We start from the raw sequence: 23,788 nt of genomic DNA on the forward strand, positions 1-23,788 counted from the left end.
TAATTATTAAGTATGAAAAGTTTAGATTACGATTATGTAATCATTGGAAGCGGTTTTGGAGGATCGGTAAGTGCCTTAAGATTGGCTGAGAAAGGTTACAAAGTTTTGGTAATTGAAAAAGGAAAATGGTTTAAAAGCGAAGATTTCCCTAAAAATAATTGGGATTTAAAAAAGTGGATTTGGGAGCCAAAATTATTTATGAAAGGCTTTTTTAAAATGACTTTTCTTAATCATGTATCAGTGTTATCTGGTGTTGGAGTGGGGGGAGGTTCTTTAACATATGCCAATACATTACCAGTTCCTAAACAACCTTTTTTTAACTCTGGAAGTTGGGGAAATTTAAATAATTGGGAAGAAGCTTTAAAACCTCATTATAAAACTGCTTATCAAATGTTAGGGGCTAAAATTAATCCAGAGTTTTATGATGCTGATGCGGAAATTAGAGAAATTGCAACACATATTGGTAAAAAACAATATTTTGAACCTTCAAAAGTAGCAGTGTATTTTGGAGAAGCTGGTAAAACAGTAAAAGACCCTTATTTTAATGGGAAAGGGCCTGATAGAACTGGCTGCATAAACTGTGGAGCTTGTATGACAGGTTGTAGATTTAATGCTAAAAATACGTTAGACAAAAACTATTTGTATTTGGCTCAACAATTAGGAGTTAAAATTTTAGCAGAAAAAGAAGTTTATAATGTAAAAACCATAGGAACTTCAGATGGCAATAATGGTTATCAAATTGAATATAAGTCAAGTTTTGGAAAAAAAAGGGAGGCTAGTATAACTTCTAAAGGAGTAATTTTTTCAGGAGGAGTTTTAGGAACCGTTCCTCTTTTATTAAAATTAAAAGAAAAATCTTTACCAAATTTATCGGCTAAGTTAGGTTGTAATATTCGAACCAATAATGAATCATTATTATTAGTCACTTCAACAGCTAATAATACTAAAGATTATTCAAAAGGAATTGCAATAGGTTCTATTTTGCATATCGATAAAAATAGCCACATAGAACCCGTTCGATATGGAGAGGGTTCTAGTTTTTTCAAACTTTTAACCATTCCTTTTATTCAAAATAGGTTTACAATATTAAGATTGTTAGGTATTTTAGGTTTATTGTTTAAAAGTCCTTTAAAATTAATAAAAACTCTCTTTATTAGGAGCTATGCTAAAAAAACCACCGTTTTATTATTTATGCAAACATTAGATAGTACGCTGCAAATTAAACTTGGAAAAATTACTAAGATGAAAACCAAAACTGAAATTGGTTCTAAACCTACCGCATTTATTTCAGAAGCCATCAAATTTGCAAAGCTCTTTGGAAAAAAAGTACAAGGTATCCCTTATGCAAATTTTACGGATGTTCTGTTTGGAACGCCTACTACAGCACATATTTTAGGAGGCTGTGTTATGGGAGCTAATAAATTGGAAGGAGTTATTGATAAAAATAACCAAGTTTTTGGCTATAAAAATATGTTTGTTTGTGATGGAGCTATGATTTCTGCAAATCCAGGTGTAAATCCTTCATTAACAATAACGGCAATTAGTGAACATGCAATGAGCAAAATACCAAACAAACCAAAATAATAAGAGGATAACAATGGAAGATTATATTTTAGTTGAAGGATTTAAACATATAAGACATCAACAACAGTCTTTTTTAGAAGAAGAAATGATTGAAAGGACAAAAAGTCTTTATAATTGGATGGATAAGAGAAGGTCGGTTCGTCATTTTTCAAATAAAGACATTCCCATAGAAGTTATTGAAAATATTATAAAAACAGCTTCTACAGCACCGTCTGGAGCCCATAAACAACCTTGGACTTTTTGTGTAATAAAAAGTGCTAATATTAAAAAGAAAATTAGGGAAGCTGCTGAAGAAGAAGAACGACAAAGCTATGAAAGTAGGATGAATGATGTATGGTTAAAAGATTTAAAACCTTTAGGAACAAACCCTGATAAAGCATTTTTAGAAATTGCACCATACTTAATAGTAGTTTTTAAAAAACCTTTTGAGTATGATGAAAGTGGTGAGAAACATCAAAATTATTATGTAAACGAGTCTGTTGGTTTAGCTTGTGGGTTTTTAATATCAGCCATTCATCATGCAGGTTTAGTAACTTTAACACATACACCGAGTCCAATGCGTTTTTTAGAAAAAATACTTAAAAGACCCGATAATGAACGTGCTTTCTTATTGCTTCCGGTTGGTTATGAAGCTGAAAAAGCCTATGTTCCAGACCTTAAGCGGAAATCTTTAGAAAAAGTAATGCAAATTTATTAATTACAAGGTTTATTATATTTTTTGATATTTATAAGTTTTAATTATTTAAAATTAAGTTGTTAATAATAAATTTTTAAACTATTTTTAAATATCACCATATAAATTAAGAAAATACTAAAATTCTAACAACTCTAATTAGTTGTAATACTTTTAACTTTTGTGTATGTTTGAAAAAATAAACTTTAAATAACAATTTATGTATAATTCTAAAATAACTGGTTTAGGGTATTATGTTCCAGATAACATCGTGACCAATGAAGATTTGTCTAAATTAATGGATACGAATGATGAATGGATACAAGAAAGAACAGGTATAAAAGAAAGACGATGGATCAAAGAAGGAAGCGAAGATACTTCAGCAGTTATGGGTGCAAAAGCATCAAGAATTGCTATTGAAAGATCTGGATTAACAAAAGAAGATATAGATTTTATAATTTTTGCAACATTAAGTCCTGATTACTATTTCCCTGGAGGAGGTGTTCAATTGCAAGAGATGTTAGGTTTAAGAACTGTTGGAGCATTAGATGTAAGAAACCAGTGTTCAGGTTTTATTTATGCGCTTTCAGTTGCAGACCAATTTATAAAAACTGGAATGTATAAAAATATTTTAGTTGTTGGTGCAGAATTTCATTCAGGAGGATTAGATAAAACAACCAGAGGTAGAGGAGTATCAGTAATTTTTGGTGATGGTGCAGGTGCTGCAATTTTATCAAGAACTGAAGACAATACTAAAGGAATTTTATCTTCTCATTTACATTCAGAAGGTAAACATGCGGAAGAATTAACTGTTTTAGCTCCAAGCATTAGACATTGGGTTCCTGAGATAATTGAAGCAAATGATGCCAATGATGAGTCTTATTTTCCTTATATGAATGGTACTTTTGTGTTTAAACATGCGGTAGTGCGTTTTTCTGAGGCAATTATGGAAGGTTTACAAACTAATAATCTACAAGTTTCAGATATAGATATGTTAATTCCTCATCAAGCTAATTTAAGAATATCTCAATTTATACAAAAGAAGTTTAAATTAGAGGATCATCAAGTATATAATAATATAATGAAATATGGTAATACAACTGCTGCATCTGTTATTATTGCACTTTCAGAAGCTTGGGAAGAAGGAAAAATTAAAGATAATGATTTAGTAGTTTTAGCAGCTTTTGGTAGTGGTTTTACTTGGGGTAGTGTTATTATCCGTTGGTAGTAACTAATTAAATTTAAATAAATTAAATAAAAAAAGCACTTTAAAGTGCTTTTTTTTATTTTACAATACAAACTGAATTGATGTTGCCATCATAATCAAATTCTTTTACAGGATTGTTTGGGTCTACCATCCAATAATCATCAACAATAAATTTGTAGTGATATTTACCTCCAAAAAGTTTTAAGGTATATTCCCAACCATTTTCGGTTTTAATCATTCTATACTTATTTTCATCCCAATCATTAAATGATCCAGATAAAATGACTTTTTTTGCATTTAAGTTGGTTTTTAAATGAAATGTTACCCATTTATAAATTTTAATGATAGAGTTATAACCATCAAATTCATTTCTTTTTTTTAGGTTGTTTGAAGGATCTTCCATCCATTTACCATCAACAATAAATTTGTATTCGTATTCTCCAGGTTTTAATTGTAAGGTTAATTCCCAACCATCATCAGTTGGAACCATGTTAAAATAATCTTCATTCCACTTGTTAAAAGTTCCAGATAAAATAACATTGTGTGCATTTTTAAAACCTTTTAATTTAAATGTTGCATTTCCATTTTCATCAACATAAGCGGTTGTAAAATTAAGATTATAAACATTCAATTTTTTTCCATTTTTTGTTGCTCTACTAATATTTACAATATCTTTACTAGGCTCTGCCCAATAATAGTTATTAATCACAAATTTGAATTCCCAAGAAAATTCATCAGTAAAATCTTCGATTTTTTTTCTTAATTCGTAGCTGTTTTCACTTATCTTAACCATTCGCCATTTTTTTAATGACCAATTATTAAATTCTCCCGCCACTACTACACTATTTATATCAATATCTTCAAAGTCTTTTTCAGCACCAAAATTATTATTAGTTACTTTTTTATAGTCTCTTTTATCAAAAGAAAATACAATTTCATCTCCTTCAATTCTATAACCTTTAACCTTGCTGTTTTGAGCAAATGTTGTTGTAGTTATAAAAACTAAAAATAAAATGATTATATGTGCTACAGTTTTATTCATTGAGTTATTAAAGGATAATTTATAAAATATAGCTTCTCTTTTTGATAATTTATAATTGTTCTTTTGTACTTAAAAAATTCATAACCTAAAATTCCATCTAATTGAACTCCAAAAGCTTCTTGCATTTTTGAAAGGTTTGTTAAAATGGTTTTCATAGGGCCTAAATATACTGTTTTACTTAGTTTTAATCGATGCAAATTTCCTGCCAAAACTTCAATTTGTTTATTGCTTGCGCCAGCTAAATTAATTCGTTTTTTTGGAACAAAATGCTTTAAAACTTTTTTATTGACACTTTTGTTGATTTGATTAAACTCTGCAGCGGTATCTAATCCTAGTTTTAGATTTTGACTATTAATAGAACCATTTACTACAATAGTATGTTTTTTTAGCTTAAAATCGATGCTGTCAACAATTTTTTCTAAATATACTTTAGGATCTAATTTATTTCCATTTTTATCAACCTTTGTCAAGGTAATTTGGTTTAAATAAAGGTCAATAAAAATTTCATAATCTTTTAAAATACTGTAACCAATAATACCTAAAAGGTGCATTTTCTTACTTTTTTCGATATGTGATAAATCAATTATATCAGAGTTTTTATCTTTTAAAGAAAAATGTAATAAATTAAATTCACTAAGCTTTTTTTGAAGAGGATTATCGAGGCTGTTTAAAACACCTGTTGTTTCCACTCTTTTTTTGTTGTGCCCATATTGAGAAGGAAAATGCACTTTATTTAATATTAAATTTTGTGATCCTGTATCTATAATAAAGTTCCCTTTTTTGTTTAATACATTGGCTTCAACTACAATTAAATGATCAATTAATTTAAAAGGAATACGTGCAGTATATTTATTTAGAATTTCAGCTTTTGGAAAAACCAACTTATTGATGTCACTTGCAAAGCTAGTTGCATTTATAAATGACAAAAAAAGAATTAATATGATTTTTGTTTTGGGCATATTTTCAAAATAAATTTGAGATAAACAATTGTTCATAAATTGAGAAAAGCCTCTAAAATGCAAGTTTAGAGGCTTTGTAAAAGGTTATTAGTTAACTAATTCAAATAATTATAATATCCTTTTAATATTTTTCAAAACTTTTTACAATGCTATATTTTAAAAACGAGCTAAAGTATGTTTTGTGACAGCTTATTTGTTAAATAAAGGTTAATTAAGTATTAATTATATAAAGCCACCACTATTTTGAGCTTCGTTTTTGTCTCTAGTTTTGCGGCCTTTTGCTTTATTTTTGCCACCACCAAACCTGTACATAAATCCTACATAGGCTGTTCTACTTTCCCAATTGAATTGTCCCGATTGTGGATAAGGGTTTTCTGAATCAAATTTGAATTTCATTCCTTCAAAAATATCATTAACTCTTAAGCTAATTGTTCCTTTTCCTTTTAATACATTTAAGCTAGCTCCAGTATTAATCATCCACATTGGATCTACTTTAAATTGAATAGATTCGCCACCACCTCTATACATTGTAAATAGTTGAAAACGAAGATTTTTACTAACAGTAAAGCTATTGCTTAATCTAAAGTTTAATGAATTATTTGTAACTTCAACTTGTTCACCGTTAGCTAAACCACTTTCTTTTTGCGTATATAAATCAAAACTTGCATTTGTTCTCCACCATTTAGCAATTTTATAATTTGAGGATACTTCAAATCCATATCTGTCGTTACTTTCGGTATTGCTAAAAGATAATTCAACTTTGTCTTCATCTAATGGGTCAATATTTAAAATTCTATTAATATTATCATTTACTCTTCTATAAAATGTTTCTATGGTAAAGGAGCCTTTATTATGCTGTTTGGTATAATTAAATTCATAAGAATTTGTAAACTGAGGTTTTAAATTTGGATTCCCTACAGAAGTAATTAATGGAGTGCTCCATTCTCGAATAGGGTTTACTTGACCAATAGATGGGCGATCAACTCTTCTGCTGTAACTTAATTGAAATTGGTTTTTATCACTTGGGTTATAGGTAATAAATGCTGATGGATATACCGAGAATATTTCATCAGAATATTTTAAAGTTTCAGCCCCTTTTACAAAAGTTCCATCTACTTCATATTGTTCAAAACGCGCACCAAGTTGTATGGCTATTTTATCAATTTTATGGTTGTAGTTTATGTATGCAGAATATATATCTCTATTATAATCAAATGAAGTAAAGTCTTTAGATTTTGTTTCATACCAACCATTGCCATCGTCAATCAATTCTCCATTAGTATCATATATAAACTCATGTTGAGTTGTAACATTACTGTTATTTGTTTCGTTATATCTGGCTTCTAGTCCAAGCTCTAGCTTTGAATTTTCAGACAATGGATTTGTATAATCAATATTATAGAGTTTTGAACTTCTTTCATTAACTATTTTGTCATCATAATTTGTAGTTAAATCATTTGGACGAACTAACTCGTTATAATTTGCAGATTCAGGACTTTCAGAGTCAGAAAAGTTAGCTTCAAACTCTAAATTGTGACCTTTTTTGTTAAAATCAATTTTATAGTTAAAATTGTAGGCTTGTGAGTCCGATTCACCATCAACAATCATCTTACTATTACTGTCTAAGTTGTTGTTAAAGGTTACTTTAGTACCACCATTAAACAAGTTATCGGTCATATTTTGAGTAGTATAAAATGAAAAAGTATTTTTATCATTAAAGTAAACATCAGCACCTACTTTTAATAAATGAGATGCTCTATCATCAAGCATTTGAAAATTTTGAACTGAATTATTATCAGAACGTCTAACAACTCCATAATTTTCTCTTTTTCCATCATTAAAACCATAGTTAGCAAAAAAGTTCACTTTACCTGTTCTAAAATTCATGTCCATTGAGCCGTTAAATCGGTTGTTTTCACCCATAGTTAAGCCTGTATTAACTGAACCGTTAAATCCTATATTTGAATTTTTATGTAAAACAATGTTTATGATACCACTCATTCCTTCTGGATTGTATTTAGCTGAAGGATTGGTAATTAATTCTACACTCTTTATGGATGTTGAAGGGATTTGTTTTAGTAGCTGAGATGCATCTATATTAGTAGGTTTTCCATCAACTAAAACTCGTACGTTTTCATTGCCACGTAAGCTTATATTTCCCGTTTGACTATCGACGGATACGGACTGAACGTTATTTAATAATTCAGAAGCAGTGGTACCTGCTGAAGTTAAATCTTTTCCAACATTAATTACTTTTCTATCTATTTTTTGTGATACGGTTGAAGTTTCGGCAACAACAACAACTTCATTTAATTGTGAAGCTTCTTCTTTTAATTGGATTGTTCCTAAATCAATTTTTGAATTTAAACGAGTGATATTAATTTTTTTTTCAATTGTTTTATATCCAATAAATTGAATTTCAACGGTGTTTTTACCTTCTGAAATTTGTTTAATTAAAAAAGTTCCTTTGTCATCTGTTATGCCTCCTGTTACAGATTTGTTTAATGCATCTTTAACAACAATAGTAACATATGGTAAGGCATTTTGTGTGTTAGCATCTACAACCTTACCGCTAATGGTACCAGTTCTTGGGTTAGCGTTGGAAGGTATTTGAGCAAATGCAGTTATTGAGAATATAAAACTGCATAGTAATACTATATTTTTCATGTTTCTTTAATTGAGTTAGTATATGCTTAAATAAATTTATAAGGAATTGAAACCGAATATCGTCTTCTGGTATTCCAATTATTTCTTTTTGAGGAGTTCATTATTTCAATTTTTTTTGTTCTTAGTTTTAAAGTATTCATAATGTTGATATTGTTAGTTTGCATTGACAAATATATAATTAAATATAGTACTATGTAAAACAAAGTACTGTTTTAAGTTTTTTTTAACATAATTAGTTGATTATTTTATGATCTTAAACGTGATGCTTACCTTAGCTTCTTAACAGACTCCATATTTTAAATTATGTTACTTTGTTTAACAAACTTTAACTAATTTTAACAAATGATAAAAAAGACTTTGGTTTTAGGAGCTTCAAAAAATGCTAATAGATATTCTAATTTAGCGATACATAAATTAGTTGACAATAATATTGAAACAGTTGCTGTTGGGAAGGAGGAAGGCTACGTTAACGAAGTGAAAATTTACTCAAATGTTAAAAATTTTAAGGGCATTCATACAATTACTTTGTATTTAAACAAAATGCATCAGTTAAGTTATTATCAATATATAATTAATCTAAAACCGAAAAGGGTTATTTTTAACCCTGGAACAGAAAATATTGAATTGGAAAAATTGTTAACAGAACATAACATCAAATTTGAAAAAGCCTGTACTTTAGTATTGTTAAGTATTGGTGAGTTTTAGTTTATTTCAAATATTTTTCCTGATTCTGCTAATTGGGTATTCTCATAAATTGTATCGGCTTCTATTTTGAATTCTTCAATATTTTTATACCTACCGCTATAATGTCCAATAATTAACTGTTTAGCATTAGCTTGTTTTGCTATATTAGCAGCCTGTAATGCTGTAGAGTGTTTTGTTTTTAAAGCTAGCTGCTTTTTACCTTCTAAAAAAGTAGCCTCATGATACAAACAATTTACATTTTGTATTATGGAAACTATTTTTGGAAAGTAAGCAGTATCGCTACAATAGGCGTAACTTTTAGGTGGTATAGGGTTAAGGGTTAGCTCTTTATTTTTAATAATTGTACCGTTTTGAAACCTAAAATCTTTGCCATTTTTTAAATTCTGAAAATCACAAACCTCAATTTCTTTATACTTGGAAATTTGTTCCATATTTAGCTTTCGTTCTCCTAATTTTTCTTTAAACAAAAAACCATTAGTGTAAACTCTATGATCTAAAGGAATGGTAAAAACTTCAACTTTAGTGTCTTCAAAAATGAGTTCACTGTTTTTGGATGTTAATTCATGAAAAAGTAGAGGGTAATTTGTCCAAGAATTTGAGAGTTTTAATTGCAGTGTAATTATTTCTTTAATTCCTTTAGGACCATAAATATGTAATTCAGTTATTCGGTTTAATAATCTAAAAGTAGAAATTAAACCCACTAAACCAAAGAAATGATCTCCATGTAAATGGGAAATAAAAATATGTTTAATTTTTGAAAATTTAACTTTAAATTTTCTTAGTAAAACTTGGGTACCTTCTCCGCAATCAATTAAAAAGTGATGATTTTTAATTTCCAAAAATTGAGAAGTAGGGTGAGTATTTACACGAGGAGTTGCTGAGTGGCAACCTAAAATGGTGAGTTTTAAACTCATCTAATAACTAATCTTTTGGATATAATTTCTGAATCTGTTTGTAAAGAATAAATATACATTCCTTTCCTTAAATCATCTCTTTCAAATTCAATTGAATTATAGCCTATTTTTGCATTAATTTTCTTAAAGTAAACAGTTTTACCTAATAAATTTTTTACAGTAAATTCAATAATTTGAGATTGTGAAGATTTAAAATTGATTCTAGTTCTTACATTAAAAGGATTTGGGTATGCAGAAATTGATGAAAGGGTAGTAGGAGGCTCTTTTTGAATAACTGCAGTGTTTTTTTCTCCGTTTTGCTGCGCAAACGAAAAAGAAAAGATACATAAGAAAGTTATTAAAAGTAGTTTTTTCATCAATAAGCATAAGGTTTTTAAAATCCTAAATCTCGTTCAATGGCATCCATTTCTATAATATCAATAGCTTCATTAAATGTTGGAGCCACACTAATTTCTTCTGGAATTTCATCAATATCAATTCCATTACAAATCATAACAAAACTTGTGCCGTTCTCTTTATGACGTACACTTAAATCCAAAAATAATAATAATTCTTCAATTTTTGTGTTAATTTTATCTGAAAAATCTATTATTAAATGTTCTTCAGTAAAATTAGCATACTTATTTTTAAAATTTTCTAGAAAATTAATTACAGAATTTTCAGATGGTTTGATGAGTGTATATTTTTCAGTTTTTGAAATTTCCATAACTATTTGTGTTGTATTTGTTGAGCTAATAAATAAATGACTGCCATACGTATAGCTACACCATTTTCAACTTGGTTAAGAATAATAGATTGTTCTGCATCGGCTACATCACTTGTTATTTCTACCCCTCTATTTATAGGACCTGGATGCATAATAACTATATTTTTATCAATAGAGTCTAATAATTTTTTATTAATTCCAAATAATTGTGAATATTCTCTTGTTGAAGGGAAATAATTGATTGCCATTCGTTCATTTTGAACTCTTAAAACATTAGCTACATCACACCATTCTAAAGCTTTTTTTATGTTGTACTCTACTTGTAGCCCTAAGCTTTCAATATATTTTGGTATCAATGTTTTTGGACCACAAACTTTTACTTCTGCTCCTTGTAATTTTAAAGCATAAATATTGGAAAGAGCAACTCTAGAATGTAAAATATCTCCAACAATAACTATTTTTTTACCTGTTACTTCTCCTAACTTTTCTCTAATTGAGTAGGAATCTAACAGTGCCTGTGTTGGATGTTCATGAGTTCCATCACCGGCATTAACTATACGTGCATTCACATGTTTTGATAAAAAATCACAAGCACCAACATTTGGGTGGCGCATAACAATTAAATCAACTTTCATTGATAAAATATTGTTTGCAGTGTCAATTAAAGTTTCCCCTTTTTTTACAGATGATTGACTTGCGGAGAAATTTATAACATCGGCAGATAAACGTTTTTCAGCTAATTCAAATGAAAGTTTAGTACGAGTACTGTTTTCAAAAAATAAATTGGCAATGGTAATATCTCTTAGTGAGGGAACTTTTTTTATAGGTCTGTTAATTACTTCTTTAAAGTGATCAGCAGTTTTAAAAATTAAATCAATATCAGCTTTATTTAAATGTTTTATTCCTAAAAGGTGTTGTACGCTTAACTGACTCATGTATTTAGTTATTTATAATGTATACGGCATCTTTACCGTCTTTTTCTTTCCAATTAACAGTAACTTTTTCTTCATTTATAACATCAACCTGCCTTCCTCTGTAATCAGGTTGAATAGGTAAATGTCTACTAAACCTTCGATCAATTAAAACCAACAGTTCTATATCACTTGGTCTTCCAAAAGATTGTATGGCTGTTAAAGCTGCTCTAATACTTCTACCCGAAAACAAAACATCATCTATAAAAACAACATTTTTATCTTCTACAATAAAATTAATATTGGTTTTGTTAGCTTCTAAAGGAGCTTCTCGTCTTCTAAAATCATCTCTGTAAAAAGTAATGTCTAATTGTCCAGATTTTATATTAGAAATGTGATAATCATTTTTTAAAATAGAGACTAAACGCTCTGCTAAATAAATGCCTCTTGGCTGAATTCCAATTAGCACTGTGTTTTCAAAATTATTATGATTTTCAATTAACTGACAAGCCAATCGATGTAAAATGATATAAATTTCCTTTGAGTTAAGTAGTATTTTTTTACTCATGGTAGTACCAAACATTGTTTGGAATACAAATATAAAGCATTTTGTTAATTAATTTGTTAAAAACATTTAGAAGTTGTAATCAATTTTGATGTTTAGTTCTTGTACTTTTATTCCAGTACTAATTTATAGCTACTTCTTTATGTCTTTAACTCCAAAAGAAAATAATATTCCTTTATCAAAATTTGAATCTATGCTTAAAACCAATAGTGTTTATTTTTTTGATTCAGCAGAGTTTGAAGAGATTATACATTATTATTTAGATTCTGGTAAAAATTCCTTGGCTAAAAAAGCAATTGCTTTAGGTTTAAAACAACACCCAAACTCTATTACATTAAAATTATTAAAAGCAGAATTGCTAATATTTGAAAGTAAAACAAAAGAAGCTACTTTATTGTTAAAGGAATTACAGGCTATTGAACCTACCAATGAAGAAATTTATGTACAACAAGCAAATATTTTTTCTAAAAATGATGAACATGAAAAGGCAATAACATCATTAAAAATAGCATTGGCATATACTGATGATGAAGCTGATATTTTAGCGTTGATAGGAATGGAATATTTATTTTTAAATAATTTTGATGAAGCTAGATTTCACTTTGCTAAATGTTTAGAAGTAGATTTTGAAGATTATTCTTCGCTTTATAATGTAATTTATTGTTTTGATATGGAAGGGAAACATACTGAAGCAATAACTTATTTAACTAAGTATATTGATGAAGACCCTTATAGTGAAGTTGCTTGGCATCAATTAGGACGTCAATATTTTATACTAGAAAATTATAAAGAAGCACTAAGAGCTTTTGATTATGCAGTTTTAATAGATGAGCATTTTGTTGGAGCTTATTTAGAAAAAGCTAAAACCTTAGAGCAATTAAATAAGTATGAAGAAGCCATTGAAAATTATAAAGAAACATTAAAATTAGATGATCCAACTTCATTTGTGTTTCTAAGAATAGGTGAATGTTACGAAAAAATTGATAATGTAAAGTTTGCCATTGAGTATTATAAAAAAGCAGTTCATGAAGATCCTCTTTTAGATAAAGGATGGATGGCAGTTACCAATCTAAGTTTAAAGGAAAAAAGATATAGCAAAGCATTATTTTATGTTAAAAAAGCTATTGAAATTGATGACCAAAATCCGTTGTATTGGAGAAAATATGCAGAAATTAATTTAAAATTAAACTATTTTGAAGAGGCAGTAACCGCTTTTGAAAAATGTATTTTATTGCAAGATTTTGACATTTCAATTTGGGTTGGGCTAAGTGATGTTTTATGTTTTTTAGGAGAGTTTGAAGATGCTTTAAAAAATTTACTAAAAGCTAAATCTTTTTTCCATGATTTTGCAGAAATTGAATACAGGTTAAGTGGTTTGTATTTTAAATTTAACAATTCTCATAAAGGGAAAATTCACCTAATTAATGCTTTAACTATTGATTTTGAATACCACACAGTAATAAAAGAGTTATTTCCGGAGGTTTACAAAATGAAAGAAGTCAAGGATATTATAACTCAATACAAAAAAACTTCATTATAAAAATGTTACATTTGCTCAATAACTTTTAAGAGCTTATGCAACAAAGAAATCTGTTACAATATTTAATTATTTCATTAAAAGGAATCGCTATGGGTGCTGCTGATGTAGTGCCTGGAGTTTCTGGTGGAACCATTGCGTTTATTTCAGGTATTTACGAAGAATTATTAACATCAATAAGTTCAGTAAATTTAAAAACATTAAAAGTTCTAAAATTCGAAGGCTTAAAAGCTGCTTGGAAGACCATAAATGGAAATTTTCTGATTGCTCTATTGATTGGTATTTTTATAAGTATTGCATCTTTAGCCAAATTAATTTCTTGGTTGTTAGAAAACAAACCAATACTTGTTTGGTCATTCTTTTTTGGTTTAGTATTGGCAAGTATTTTATATATAGGAAAGCAAATTACACGTTGGAATTTGTTGACTATTTTTTTGTTTATTGTAGGTGCTCTGATTGCTTATTATATAACAACTTTACAACCTTTAGTAACAGAAAACTCTTCTCCACTTTTTATATTTTTGGCTGGATCAATTGCAATTTGCGCAATGATTTTGCCCGGTATTTCAGGTTCTTTTATTTTGGTTTTACTAGGCGCCTATAAACCAGTTTTAGATGCAATCCATAACAAAGATTTCAAATTACTGGCAATTTTAGCCACTGGAGCAATAGTTGGGCTGTTATTTTTTTCCAAAATTTTAAAGTGGCTATTTAATCATTATAGAAATTTTACTTTAGCAATGTTAACAGGTTTTATTTTAGGATCCTTAAATAAAATATGGCCTTGGAAGCAAACATTAACATGGCGTTTAAATTCTCATGGTGTAAAAGTTCCTTTTAATGAGCAAAGTATTTTGCCTTCTTCTTATGAAGGAGAACCTCAAATAGCAATGGCAATAATTTTAGCTGTAATTGGCTTTTTAGTAATTATTTTATTAGAAAAATTGGCTAAAGTTTCATCAAAAAAGTAGTTATGGCTAGGGAACGTAGTTTGTTAGATAAATTTTTCCTTTTTATTAAAGGATTGTCAATGGGGGCAGCAAATAAAGTTCCTGGCGTGTCAGGAGGTACAGTTTCTTTTGTATTGGGCTTTTATGAAGAAATGATTTATTCATTCAAAAAAATAAATTATAAGGCTTTATTACTACTAATTAATGGAAGGTTCAAAAGTTTTTATTATTACACAAATGCAACTTTTTTATTGTTAGTTTTTGGAGGCAGTATGTTTAGCTACTTTAGCGTATCACTTGTTCTTGATTATTTACTGCAAAGATATGAGCTGTATGTTTGGAGCTCCTTTTTTGGAATGATATTAGGTTCCATTTATTACATTTCAAAAGATTTTAATAATTGGAAAACTAGAAATATTGTAGCTATGATTATTGGAATTTCATTAGGAGTAGCTATAAGCTTTATGAACCCAGCAAAAGAAAACGACAATTTATGGTTTGTATTTGCTTGTGGTATTATTGGTGTTTCGGGGATGACTTTACCAGGTTTATCTGGGTCGTTTATTTTAATTTTATTAGGAAACTATGTATTGTTATTGGTCGACTCTGTAAATATGTTATTTAAAACCATTACTGAAATTTTTACAGGTGATTTCAGTTTTATGGATAATGATGAAAGAATTAGGTATTTAAAAATTATAGCATCATTTACTGGAGGTTCAGCCTTTGGGTTGGTGTTCACCTCACATATTTTAGGTTATGTTTTAAAACGTTGGCATCAAATAGTAACAGCAGTTATTATTGGGTTTATAGCAGGATCTTTAGGAATTGTTTGGCCTTGGAAAAAAGTGGTTTATAAAGTAGTTGATGGTAACGTTTTATTTGACGCAAATGGAAACGAAGTAATTGAAAATTATACCAGATACTTTCCTGACTTTACAAACAAAGAAACTTGGATAGCAATTTTATTTGTAATAATTGGTGCAGGAATTATTTTGTTAATTGATAAATACGGTTCAGAAAGAAAAGAATACATAGATGAATAAAAGAATTAAATTTGGGCTGTTAGGAAAAAATATATCCTACTCATTTTCAAGAAAATATTTTACTGAAAAATTTCAAAAATTAGGACTTAAATCTTATAAATACTATAACTTTGATATTCCAGAAGTAGAAGAATTCCCTTTTATTTTGTACCATAAAGAACATGAGTTTAGAGGGCTAAACGTAACCATACCTTATAAAGAATCAGTAATTAAATACTTAAATAAAATTGAATCTAATGCAAAAGAAATTGGAGCAGTAAATACAATAAAAATTACTGATGAAAATAAATTAATAGGTTATAATACAGATTTTTATGGTTTTCAAAAATCGATAGAACCTCTTTTAAAAACTCATCATAAAAAAGCTCTAATTTTAGGAACCGGAGGGGCGTCTAAAGCTGTTGCTTATGCCTTAAAAATGATGAAAATACAATATAAATTTGTTTCAAGAAAGCTAGCTGAAAACAGGTTTTTATATACTCAACTTAATGAAAATATTTTAAAGGAATATACAATTATAATTAATTGTACACCTATTGGAACTCATCCAAATATAGATGATGCACCCAAAATCCCATATCATTATTTATCCTCAAATCATTTATTATATGATCTAATTTATAACCCTGCAAAAACTAAATTTTTAAATGAAGGAGAAAAAAAAGGAGCGGTAATAAAAAATGGACTTGAAATGCTCGAATTACAAGCCGAAAAGTCATGGGAAATATGGAATTCATAAAAAGAATTACGTAAATTTACGCAACTGTTAAAGCAACTTAACATCTTAATTAAGAAATAGGATATCATAAGATTTGCTATTTTGAAAATTATTATTTAATATAATTAAACGAACCTTAAACATTTTTATATGTTAGACGAGAACAACAAATTACCGGCAGAAGAAAACAATTCAACTTCAAAAACAACTGAAAATTTAAATGATGAAAAAGCAGTAGTAGAACATGCTGAAAACACAAAAAGTAAGCCTATTGCTGTAGAAGACAATGTAACAAAAGAGCCAGAACCTACCATAAAAGAAGGAGCTGGTACTAACAATAAAGCAGTTGATGAAATTGAGAGTAAAATTGCGGAAAGTTCAGAAAATGATGATGAAACTGCAATTGAGCATAAAGACTATTCTAAATTAAGTTTAGAAGATTTAGTTGCTGAGTTAGCTGTACTTGTTAAAGAACACAAGGTTCAAAGTATTAGTAGCAACGTAAATAGTATAAAAAACAGTTTCAATGTTAAGTTTGGAGAACTTTTAAAAAAAGAAAAAGAAAAGTTTTTAGCTGAAGGTGGTAATGTTGTTGATTTTCAATATAACAACCCTATAAAATCTACCTATAATAGTATTCTTTACGATTATAAAATTAAACGTAATGAATATTATGCACAACAAGAAAGTAAGTTGAAACAAAACTTACAAGCTAAGTTAGATTTAATTGAAGAATTAAAGCACTTAATTGACAATGCTGATGGAGCAACAATGTATAAATTATTTAAAAATATACAGGATAGATGGCGAGAAATAGGTCCAATTCCAAGAGCAAAATATAACGATACTTGGAGAACCTATCATCATCATGTAGAACGGTTTTATGATTTATTGCATTTAAATAATGATTTAAGAGATTTAGATTTTAAACATAACTTTGAAGAAAAATTAAAACTTGTTGAAAAAGCAGAAGAATTAGCAGAATTGGATGATATTAATTTAGCTTTTAAAGAATTACAAGTATTGCATAAGATGTGGAAAGAAGATATAGGCCCAATTCCACGTGAACATAGAGATGAAGTTTGGGGGCGTTTTAGTGAAGCAACCAAAAAAGTACATGACAAACGTCATGATTTCTTTAAAGAATTAAAATCTAAGTTTGAACAAAATATAGATAAAAAACTAGAAGTCATATCCGAAATTGAAAATTTAGATTTCTTAAGTAATAAAACTCGATCAGATTGGCAAAAGAGTATTAAAGAAATTGAAAAATTACGTAAAAAGTTTTTTGAAATTGGTCAAGTTCCAAGAGCAAAAAGTGATCAAATTTGGTCTAAATTTAAGCAAGCAACTAGAAAATTTAACAGTGCAAAAAACAAGTATTTTAAAGAAGTAAAAAAAGCTCATTTAGAAAATTTAAATGCCAAAAAGTTACTTATAGAAAAAGCAGAATCTATTAAAGATAGTGAAGATTGGGACGTTGCCACAGATATCATGAAGAAGATTCAAGCAGATTGGAAAAAGATTGGTCATGTGCCACAAAAATATTCCGATAAGCTTTGGAGGCAATTTAAAGATGCTTGTAATCATTATTTTGATAGACTGCACTCTAAACAAGATGCTGGGAATAAAGAGCAATTAGAAGTTTTTAATAAGAAGAAAGAACTATTAACAGAAATTAAAGAATCTGCAGAATCTAAAGATGAGATTACTTTAGACGAACTTAAAGATTATGTGAATGATTGGAGAGAATTAGGTAGAGTTCCCTATGAAATGCGTCATGTTGAGGTTAAATTTAATAAATTGTTAGATAAAATTGTTGATTCAACTGATATTGATAAGGAAGAGGTAGAGATGATTAAGTTTAAAAACCTAGTGAATGGTTATTTAGAACAAAAAGATTATCGTAAATTGGATTCAGAACAATTATTTGTTAGAAAAAAGATTGATGAAATTGTAAGAGAAATACAACAGCTTGAAAATAATATTGGTTTTATTTCAAATGTAACTGAAGACAATCCTTTAGTTAAAAATGTAAGAGATAATATCAATGTCTTTAAAGAAAAGCTTGAAATTTGGAAAGCCAAATTAGAATATCTAAAAAGAATAGATTATTAAAAAAATAGAATTAAAAAGAAAGAGCCTCTAATTAGAGGCTCTTTCTTTTTAATTTTGTATAAAATTGGTGGATACTTCAATTTTTACTTCGCTCCAAGTTTTTGTAACTCCATCTGGTCCAGTATGTAGATCTTTGCATGCTTCATTTAAACTAATTAAAGCTTCTTGAGCTTGCCAATTATCAACATTCATTTCAGCATTAATTACTACGTTATTTTCACTTAAAACAAAAGTAATAGGCAAAGTATGGGTAATCCCATTCATATTTAAATCAACTGTACCAGTGTTTTGATTTGTAGTATGAACTGTACCTGAAAGAAAGGTGGTATTTTTCATAACACCAAAAAAGAATTTTTTTAATTTTCCATCTCTAATAGTATCTTTTGTAAATAGACTGCTTACGGGAATTTTAAATTTGATTCCATCTAAAGCTTCTAGAGGTGTTGAAGCTTTTTTTGAATTTTCAATTGAAAACTCAGTAAACTGGCCTTTCACAGGTACTTTATCTGTTGTTTTAAATGCAGTCCAATTTATAGTAGATGTTTCAGTTGCTATTGAATAACTTAATTCTTCTTTTTTCACTTCTTTTTTAGGAGCTTCTTTACAAGAATAAATTAAGGTAATTGCCAATAGCATACTTAGTATTCGTATTTTTTTCATAATTGTTAATTTTAATTAGTAGTTATTTTAGATGTTTATTTACTAGTTGAATGTATTTTATTTTTGCTTCATCTTCTGTTAGATGGCTAAGTTGAATCCAAGCATTTAGTTTAAACGCATTTCTAAGCTGAACATTGCCAGATGGTCTTTCATAATTATTCCCTTTTATTGCTTGTTTATAATATGCATAAAATTGAAGCATTACATCTGGTGGTAATTTAATTTTTGTAGTGGATGCTATTTTGTAAGCTTTTTTAAATTCAATATCTAATTCTTTTCCCATTAGCTTGTATTTATAAATAACTATAAAGTAGCAATTATTTGTTCTCCTCCTTTTACTTTATCATTCAAATTTACATTAATTTTAGTGTTTAAAGGTAAAAAGATATCTACTCTAGATCCAAACTTTATAAATCCTGCATCAGATCCTTGAAGTACTTCCATAGATGGTTTAGCGTAATTGACTATTCTTTTAGCTAAAGCACCCGCTATTTGTCTGTATAATACTTCACCAAATTTTTTATTTTCTACAACAATTGTAGTTCGCTCATTTTCTTCTGAAGCTTTAGGATGCCAAGCTACTAAATATTTTCCTGGGTGATATTTGCTAAACTTTACTTTTCCACTCATTGGATACCTTGTTACATGTACATTAAGTGGAGACATAAAAATTGAAATTTGTATACGCTGGTCTTTAAAATATTCTTTTTCAAATACTTCTTCTATTACTACTACTTTACCATCAACAGGTGCAACAATAGTAGAATCGTTAATATTAGTGGTTCTTTTAGGATTTCTGAAAAATTGTAAGATAAGTATATAAAATATTAACAAAGTAGCTGCCAATAATTTATTTAACCAATTTATGGAAACAACATTTTCAATAGCGATAATACCTATACCAACAATAAATGTTGCAATTAAAATTATTTTAAAACCTTCTTTATGAAACATAATTATTGAATTACTTGTAAGTATATAAATATGAATGGTGCTGCAAAGATAACACTATCAAACCTATCTAAAAAACCACCATGTCCAGGAATAAAGTTACTACTGTCTTTAACACCCGCTTGTCTTTTAAACATAGATTCTATTAAATCTCCTAATACGCCAAAGATACTCACTATTCCTGCAATTACTATCCATTGAATAAGTGTATGACTATCAAATTGACTTGCCAAAACAAAGCTAGCTATAAAGGTAAAAACCATTCCTCCTATAAAGCCTTCAATAGTTTTATTAGGAGAAATACGTTCTAATAATTTTCTTTTCCCAAAATTTTTACCTACCAAAAATGCAAATGTATCATTTGTCCAAATTAGAATAAAAACGCCTAAAATAGTAGTGTTTACATAGTTAAACCTTGCATTTAAAAAAGGGATTTGAACAATTAATGTAAAAGGTACAACAATATAAATTATGGATAAGAATATTTTCCCTAAATGACTTATAACTTCTTCTTTTTTAGCAAATAAGATAGATGCAAAAGTTATAAAAATGGTTAAAAATAATGCAACACCAACATATTCAAAAATAATTCTTGAAGGTAAGTCATCGACATTTAAAATGTTTCCAAAAATAAATAATAAGGTTCCAATTAAATAAGGAAAAACACTTTTAAGTTGTATCATTTTCTTAAACTCATACAAACAAAACATCATCATTATAAAGAAAAGGCCAATAAATGTTATTTTACTGTATAATATGGAAAATATTAAAACACTAACAAAAATAAAACCTGAGAGTGCCCGTTTTAAAAGTTTCTTCATAAACTATAGGTCTTCAAAAAGTAACAAATATAAGTTTTTTGCATTGGTATTTCCATAACTCATAAAGTCATCTTCTTTGGAATTAGGATTGTAATTTTTTATTGCGCTAATATTATTGGGAATATTACCTTGATAACGCGTTTTAATTCCTGTTAAACTTTCACCTTTGGTATTTACCAATTGGCTGGTTGTTGCATAAACAATAAAATTATCAGATAATTCTGATATTTTAAGCTCTTTTAATTGGTTTGAAGAAAATAAAATACTTCCATTTTCGGCAATTAAATGCTCACAACTCACAAAAAATGGCAGTTCTCCATTTAATTTGCTTGTTGTTTTGACGTTTATGGTTTTAATTAATTTCAGTAAATCACTTTCATTACAAATTATTGTATCCCAAGAATTTTCTTGAATGATATTTTTTAAATTTAAAGAGACTTCTTGTAAGGTAGTACAATACAAAAACTTACCACTATTTTTGATGAAATTTTTGACAAAAATTTGATCAATGGGTAAGTTTTGAAAATCTGAACTATCTTCTTTAGTTTCCTTTGGTTTAGGAGTATTAAATAACTTTTTAAAAAAACTCATTAACTTTTATTGAATAAATTCAAAATTATAAAAAACTAATGAATTTACTCTTCTGTTTCTAATGAATTTTCAGAATTGGTTTCAGTGGTCGTTTCTTTAGGTTCTACTTCAAAAGCTCTTTTACCAAAAATAGTTTCTAAATCTTTTTTGAAAATAACTTCTTTTTCAAGTAAAAGTTCAGCAAGTGTAATTAATTTATCTTTATTATCACTTAAAATTTGAATGGCTCTTTGATATTGAATTTCAATAATTTGAGAAATTTCTTTATCAATTACTTGAGCAGTTTCTTCGCTATAAGGTTTTGTGAAATTATAATCAGATTGTCCAGAAGAATCGTAATAAGTTATATTTCCTATTTTATCATTCAGTCCATATACTGTGACCATTGCTTTTGCTTGTCTAGTAACTTTTTCTAAATCGTTGAGTGCTCCAGTTGAAATTTTATCAAACATTAATTTTTCTGCAGCTCTACCAGCCAACGTAGCACACATTTCATCTAACATTTGTTCAGCTTGAACAATTTGACGTTCTTCAGGTAAATACCAAGCAGCACCTAATGATTGTCCTCTAGGTACTATGGTAACTTTTACTAATGGAGCCGCATGTTCTAGCATCCAACTTGCCGTTGCATGACCAGCTTCATGAAATGCAATAGTTTTCTTTTCTTTAGGTGAAATAATTTTATTTTTCTTTTCTAATCCACCAACAATTCTATCTACAGCATCTAAAAAATCTTGATGATGTACTGCTTTTTTTCCTTTTCTTGCAGCTATTAAAGCAGCTTCATTACATAAATTAGCAATATCTGCACCAGAAAAACCAGGGGTTTGTTGAGATAAAAATGAGATATCAACATCTTTATGAAGTTTAATAGGTTTGATATGAACTTTAAAAATTTGTTCACGTTCTTTTAAATCTGGTAAGTCTACATAAATTTGTCTATCAAATCTTCCTGCACGCATTAATGCCTTATCCAAAACATCAGCTCTGTTTGTTGCAGCTATCACAATAACATTGGTATCGGTACCAAAGCCATCCATTTCAGTTAATAATTGATTGAGTGTATTTTCTCTTTCATCGTTTCCACCTGTAATATTACTTTTACCACGCGATCTACCAATGGCATCAATTTCATCAATAAAAATAATTGAAGGGGACTTTTGCTGTGCTTGTTTAAATAAATCACGAACACGAGATGCTCCTACACCTACAAACATCTCAACAAAATCAGACCCAGAAAGTGAGAAAAATGGCACACCTGCTTCACCTGCTACTGCTTTAGCTAATAAAGTTTTACCCGTTCCAGGAGGGCCAACTAATAGTGCTCCTTTTGGAATTTTACCTCCTAATGCAGTATATTTATCAGGGCTTTTTAAAAAGTCAACAATTTCTTGAACTTCTTCTTTTGCTCCTTCTAAACCTGCTACATCTTTAAAAGAAGTTTTTACTTTTTGATCTTGATCAAATAATTTAGCTTTAGATTTTCCTATGCTGAAAATTTGGCCACCGCCACCTCCAGCACCACCACCAGACATTCTTCTCATAAAATAAATCCATAAACCAATTAAAAATATAAATGGTAAATAAATAAATATTTGTTCTAAGAAGTTTGTTTTTTCTTCATATTTAAGATCAAAATCTAAGTTATTTTCACTCTTTTTAATGTTTAATTCTTTTTCAAAGTTTTGTAAATCACCAAAATTATAATAATACATTGGTGTATTAATTGAGTATAGAGAGGTTTTATTTTTTTTGTGTTTTTCTTTTTCTAAGGCATCACTTTTAATAAATATATTGGCAATATCTCTATTAACAATTAGTATTTTATCGATATCTCCTTCAGTTAAAATGGTTTCAAACTCATTCTGACTTAAGTTTTTTGAAGATAAGCTTCCACTATTAAAAAACTGGTATCCTATAAATAATACCAAAACAATTCCGTACACCCAGTAAAAGTTAAACTTTGGAGGCTTTATATTTTTATTTGTTGTATTTTTTTTATTCTGACTCATTTTTTTCTTTAATTACAATAAGTTAAAATTTTAGTTGTTTGAAGTTATGGTGGTAATTTTAGCATCTCCCCATAAACTTTCAATATCGTAATATTCACGAGTTTGTCTTTGAAAAACGTGTACTACAACATTCACATAATCTAACAAAACCCATTCACTAGTGTCTTCACCTTCAACGTGCCAAGGTTTTTCTTTTGTTAACTTGCTTACTTGTTTTTGTACGATACCTGAAATGGCATTTACATGTGTATTAGAAGTACCTGTACAAATTACAAAATAGTCGCAAACCGTATTTTCAATTTCTCTCAAATCTAAAATTTGAATATCTTCACCTTTAATTTCATCTATTGCTTTTAAAATTGCCGCTATTAAGTCGTCTGTACTTACTTTTCTTTTTGTCATTAATATTTTTTTTATTCGTTACAAAGTTATTATTTTTTTATCATAAATT

At 28.4% G+C, this 23,788-nt stretch carries 24 protein-coding genes; 9 read left to right on the forward strand and 15 right to left on the reverse strand.

Translation table 11 applies throughout. The features are described from left to right. Window positions 1-12: 12 nt before the first annotated feature. The 3 genes from Q0714_RS09325 (at window position 13) to Q0714_RS09335 (ending at window position 3,485) form a co-directional block, all read left to right on the forward strand. Entirely contained in the window at window positions 13-1,584 is a 1,572-nt protein-coding gene (locus tag Q0714_RS09325; RefSeq protein ID WP_298264449.1) for a GMC oxidoreductase, read from the forward strand. 13 nt (window positions 1,585-1,597) lie between these two features. After that, window positions 1,598-2,281 carry a nitroreductase family protein gene (locus Q0714_RS09330; protein WP_298264450.1) on the forward strand — a complete coding sequence of 228 codons (684 nt, stop codon included), beginning with the start codon at window positions 1,598-1,600 and terminating at the stop codon, window positions 2,279-2,281. A 196-nt stretch (window positions 2,282-2,477) separates the two neighbouring features. Further along, complete coding sequence (locus tag Q0714_RS09335) at window positions 2,478-3,485, forward strand: 3-oxoacyl-ACP synthase III family protein (protein WP_298264452.1); 1,008 nt, start codon at window positions 2,478-2,480, stop codon at window positions 3,483-3,485. A 55-nt stretch (window positions 3,486-3,540) separates the two neighbouring features. On the opposite strand, the gene Q0714_RS09340 is transcribed toward Q0714_RS09335, so the two are convergent. From Q0714_RS09340 to Q0714_RS09350, 3 genes are all read right to left on the reverse strand, one after another. Then, the gene (locus Q0714_RS09340; RefSeq protein WP_298264453.1) at window positions 3,541-4,506 is read right to left on the reverse strand and encodes a hypothetical protein; all 966 of its coding nucleotides are present in this window, start codon (window positions 4,504-4,506) and stop codon (window positions 3,541-3,543) included. Next, window positions 4,503-5,465, reverse strand: coding sequence for a hypothetical protein (locus tag Q0714_RS09345; RefSeq protein WP_298264454.1), 963 nt, complete (start codon window positions 5,463-5,465; stop codon window positions 4,503-4,505). The genes Q0714_RS09340 and Q0714_RS09345 overlap by 4 nt, the downstream gene beginning before the upstream one ends. Before the next feature lie 222 nt (window positions 5,466-5,687). Then, entirely contained in the window at window positions 5,688-8,132 is a 2,445-nt protein-coding gene (locus Q0714_RS09350) for a TonB-dependent receptor (protein ID WP_298264455.1), read from the reverse strand. Between the two features lie 342 nt (window positions 8,133-8,474). Between Q0714_RS09350 and Q0714_RS09355 the strand changes: the two genes are divergently transcribed. Then, entirely contained in the window at window positions 8,475-8,837 is a 363-nt protein-coding gene (locus tag Q0714_RS09355) for a CoA-binding protein (protein WP_298264457.1), read from the forward strand. Here Q0714_RS09355 and Q0714_RS09360 read toward each other — a convergent pair. From Q0714_RS09360 to pyrR, 5 genes are read right to left on the reverse strand one after another with little or no spacing between them, the layout of a single operon-like run. Next, window positions 8,834-9,751, reverse strand: coding sequence for a ribonuclease Z (locus Q0714_RS09360; RefSeq protein WP_298264458.1), 918 nt, complete (start codon window positions 9,749-9,751; stop codon window positions 8,834-8,836). The genes Q0714_RS09355 and Q0714_RS09360 overlap by 4 nt on opposite strands. Continuing rightward, window positions 9,748-10,107 (reverse strand): T9SS type A sorting domain-containing protein, encoded by a 360-nt coding sequence (locus Q0714_RS09365; RefSeq protein ID WP_298264460.1) that lies wholly within the window; start codon window positions 10,105-10,107, stop codon window positions 9,748-9,750. The genes Q0714_RS09360 and Q0714_RS09365 overlap by 4 nt, the downstream gene beginning before the upstream one ends. Before the next feature lie 17 nt (window positions 10,108-10,124). After that, window positions 10,125-10,457, reverse strand: a complete 333-nt coding sequence (locus tag Q0714_RS09370; protein WP_298264462.1) for a hypothetical protein — start codon at window positions 10,455-10,457, stop codon at window positions 10,125-10,127. 2 nt (window positions 10,458-10,459) lie between these two features. Beyond that, window positions 10,460-11,392 (reverse strand): aspartate carbamoyltransferase catalytic subunit, encoded by a 933-nt coding sequence (locus Q0714_RS09375; RefSeq protein ID WP_298264463.1) that lies wholly within the window; start codon window positions 11,390-11,392, stop codon window positions 10,460-10,462. 4 nt (window positions 11,393-11,396) lie between these two features. Further along, the gene (gene pyrR / locus Q0714_RS09380) at window positions 11,397-11,936 is read right to left on the reverse strand and encodes a bifunctional pyr operon transcriptional regulator/uracil phosphoribosyltransferase PyrR (RefSeq protein ID WP_298264578.1); all 540 of its coding nucleotides are present in this window, start codon (window positions 11,934-11,936) and stop codon (window positions 11,397-11,399) included. Window positions 11,937-12,024: 88 nt separating this feature from the next. Between pyrR and Q0714_RS09385 the strand changes: the two genes are divergently transcribed. From Q0714_RS09385 to Q0714_RS09405, 5 genes are all read left to right on the forward strand, one after another. Then, window positions 12,025-13,473, forward strand: a complete 1,449-nt coding sequence (locus Q0714_RS09385; protein ID WP_367181339.1) for a tetratricopeptide repeat protein — start codon at window positions 12,025-12,027, stop codon at window positions 13,471-13,473. Window positions 13,474-13,508: 35 nt separating this feature from the next. Then, window positions 13,509-14,441 (forward strand): DUF368 domain-containing protein, encoded by a 933-nt coding sequence (locus Q0714_RS09390; RefSeq protein ID WP_298264465.1) that lies wholly within the window; start codon window positions 13,509-13,511, stop codon window positions 14,439-14,441. Between the two features lie 2 nt (window positions 14,442-14,443). Then, window positions 14,444-15,466, forward strand: coding sequence for a DUF368 domain-containing protein (locus tag Q0714_RS09395; protein WP_298264466.1), 1,023 nt, complete (start codon window positions 14,444-14,446; stop codon window positions 15,464-15,466). Continuing rightward, window positions 15,459-16,205 carry a shikimate dehydrogenase gene (locus tag Q0714_RS09400; RefSeq protein WP_298264467.1) on the forward strand — a complete coding sequence of 249 codons (747 nt, stop codon included), beginning with the start codon at window positions 15,459-15,461 and terminating at the stop codon, window positions 16,203-16,205. Before Q0714_RS09395 ends, Q0714_RS09400 begins: the two co-directional genes overlap by 8 nt. Window positions 16,206-16,334: 129 nt before the next feature. Further along, window positions 16,335-18,302 carry a DUF349 domain-containing protein gene (locus tag Q0714_RS09405; protein ID WP_298264468.1) on the forward strand — a complete coding sequence of 656 codons (1,968 nt, stop codon included), beginning with the start codon at window positions 16,335-16,337 and terminating at the stop codon, window positions 18,300-18,302. Between the two features lie 48 nt (window positions 18,303-18,350). Here the strand turns inward: Q0714_RS09405 and Q0714_RS09410 are convergent, their stop codons facing one another. Genes Q0714_RS09410 through rsfS form a run of 7 tightly spaced genes read right to left on the reverse strand, consistent with a single transcriptional unit; the run spans window position 18,351 to window position 23,739 of the window. After that, on the reverse strand, window positions 18,351-18,962 hold the full coding sequence (locus Q0714_RS09410) for a YceI family protein (protein ID WP_298264469.1): 612 nt from the start codon (window positions 18,960-18,962) through the stop codon (window positions 18,351-18,353). A 22-nt stretch (window positions 18,963-18,984) separates the two neighbouring features. After that, window positions 18,985-19,245 (reverse strand): acyl-CoA-binding protein, encoded by a 261-nt coding sequence (locus Q0714_RS09415; protein ID WP_298264470.1) that lies wholly within the window; start codon window positions 19,243-19,245, stop codon window positions 18,985-18,987. Window positions 19,246-19,265: 20 nt separating this feature from the next. Then, window positions 19,266-19,916 (reverse strand): phosphatidylserine decarboxylase family protein, encoded by a 651-nt coding sequence (locus tag Q0714_RS09420; protein WP_298264472.1) that lies wholly within the window; start codon window positions 19,914-19,916, stop codon window positions 19,266-19,268. Between the two features lie 2 nt (window positions 19,917-19,918). Next, the gene (locus Q0714_RS09425) at window positions 19,919-20,734 is read right to left on the reverse strand and encodes a phosphatidate cytidylyltransferase (RefSeq protein ID WP_298264473.1); all 816 of its coding nucleotides are present in this window, start codon (window positions 20,732-20,734) and stop codon (window positions 19,919-19,921) included. Between the two features lie 3 nt (window positions 20,735-20,737). Then, window positions 20,738-21,325, reverse strand: a complete 588-nt coding sequence (locus Q0714_RS09430; RefSeq protein WP_298264474.1) for a hypothetical protein — start codon at window positions 21,323-21,325, stop codon at window positions 20,738-20,740. Between the two features lie 44 nt (window positions 21,326-21,369). After that, the gene (gene ftsH, locus Q0714_RS09435) at window positions 21,370-23,337 is read right to left on the reverse strand and encodes an ATP-dependent zinc metalloprotease FtsH (protein ID WP_298264476.1); all 1,968 of its coding nucleotides are present in this window, start codon (window positions 23,335-23,337) and stop codon (window positions 21,370-21,372) included. A gap of 30 nt (window positions 23,338-23,367) precedes the next feature. Then, entirely contained in the window at window positions 23,368-23,739 is a 372-nt protein-coding gene (gene rsfS, locus Q0714_RS09440; protein ID WP_298264478.1) for a ribosome silencing factor, read from the reverse strand. Window positions 23,740-23,788 lie beyond the last annotated feature (49 nt).

Source organism: uncultured Lutibacter sp. (assembly GCF_947493565.1).
Lineage (GTDB): Bacteria > Bacteroidota > Bacteroidia > Flavobacteriales > Flavobacteriaceae > Lutibacter > Lutibacter aestuarii.